This is a genomic window from Candidatus Binatia bacterium (assembly GCA_036382395.1).
In the GTDB taxonomy this organism is placed as follows: domain Bacteria; phylum Desulfobacterota; class Binatia; order HRBIN30; family HRBIN30; genus JAGDMS01.
The window spans coordinates 1-1,703 of sequence record DASVHW010000319.1; the positions used below are offsets into that span (position 1 = coordinate 1).

The following is a 1,703-nucleotide window of genomic DNA, read 5'->3' on the forward strand; positions in this document are numbered from 1 at the left end:
TCGCCGCCATGCGCCTTGGGATTCTCGCCCGCGATGCGCTCCGCGCTTACCGGCCGTGCGTCGCAGCACGCAGCTCGGAGCCGCATTGAGCACCGCGGCCGCTCGCCCAGGGCTCGCCGCGGGGCTCTACCGTCTCATTCCCGCCCTGGATTCGCTGCGCCGCTACGGCCCGGCGGACGCCCGGGCGGACGCGGTCGCCGGACTCACGGTCGCCGCCGTCGCCGTGCCTCAGGCCATGGCGTACGCGATGGTCGCAGGGCTCCCGGTGGAGTACGGCCTCTACACCGCCATCGTGATGACCGCGGTCGGGGCCGTCTTCGACTCGTCACGGCAGCTGATCAACGGCCCGACCAACGCGATCTCCATCGCGGTGCTCAGCGCGATTGCCATGGTCGAGGGGCCGGACCAGAAGGTGCAAGCCGCCGTCCTGCTCGCTTTCATGGTCGGTTCCATCCAGCTCGCCATCACGCTGTGTCGGCTCGGCGACCTGACGCGCTACATTTCCCACTCCGTCATCGTCGGCTTTACCGCCGGCGCCGGCGGCTTGCTGGTACTCGACCAACTGAAGAACCTGCTCGGCCTGCGCGCTATGGGCGACGCGCACGCTCACTTTCTTTACCGGTTCGGGCTGACGTTGGTGTACGGCGGCGGTATCCACACGGCGACCGCAGCGATTGGGTTGGGTACGATCGCGCTCGTCGTCGGCCTGCGGTGGGTGAAGGAGCGAATCGGCTGGCGGCTCCTGCCCGATTTCCTGATCGTCGTCGCCGCGATGGCGGCGTTAGTAGCGCGACTCGGCCTCGACCAGCGGGGCGTCGCGGTAATCGGCGAGATCCCGGCGAAGCTCCCCCATTTCGCACTCCCCGCCTTCGACGCCGCCATGATGCGTACCGTTTCCAACGGCGCACTGGCGATCGCGGTGCTCGGCTTGCTGGAAGCGATCTCCATGGCCAAGGCCATCGCCGCGCAGACGCGGCAAAAACTCGACATGAACCAGCAGTGCCTGAGCGAGGGGTTGGCGAACTTCACCGGAAGCTTCTTCCAGTGCTTCCCGGGCTCGGGTTCCCTCACCCGTTCGGCCATCAACCAGCAGGCCGGCGCGTCCACCCAATGGTCGGGCGTGGTCTCGGCACTGGCGGTGGCGGTGATCATGCTCCAGTTCGCGCCCTATGCCCGCTTCATCCCGCGCGCCACGCTCGCCGGCATTCTGATGGTGTCGGCCTGGAAGATGGTCGACCGGCACGCCCTCTTCTATCACCTGCGTGCCACGCGCTTCGACACCGCGATCGTCGTGGTCACGGCCGTGTCCGCCATTGCGATCTCGGTCGAGTTCTGCGTGCTGATCGGCGTCTTCATGTCCTTCCTGCTGGCCGTCCGGCGAGCGGGTCGGATGCTCTTCACGGAGTTCGTGGTGTCGGCCGAGGGCGGGATTCACGAGCGTCTTCCCGACGACGAGGTCCGTGGCCCGATCCTCATCTTCGGGCTCGAAGGGGAAATGTTCTTCGGTTCCGCCGCCGCCCTCGAACGGCACTTCGCCTACATGGAGGGGCGCGTGGACGAGCGAACGCGGGTCGTCGTCCTGCGCATGAAGCGGGTGCGCAATCCCGACGCCGTCGGGTTGACCTTGCTCGAGGGATTTCTGGACCGGATGAAAGCGCGCAACGTCCACGTCCTGTTGTGCGGCGTGCGGGCTCCTCTCTTCG

At 67.4% G+C, this 1,703-nt stretch carries 1 protein-coding gene; it reads left to right on the forward strand.

Annotated features, from left to right (window positions below):
• Positions 1–85 precede the first annotated feature (85 nt).
• On the forward strand, positions 86–1,703 hold a 1,618-nt coding region (locus VF515_14945; protein ID HEX7408928.1), incomplete at its 3' end, for a SulP family inorganic anion transporter.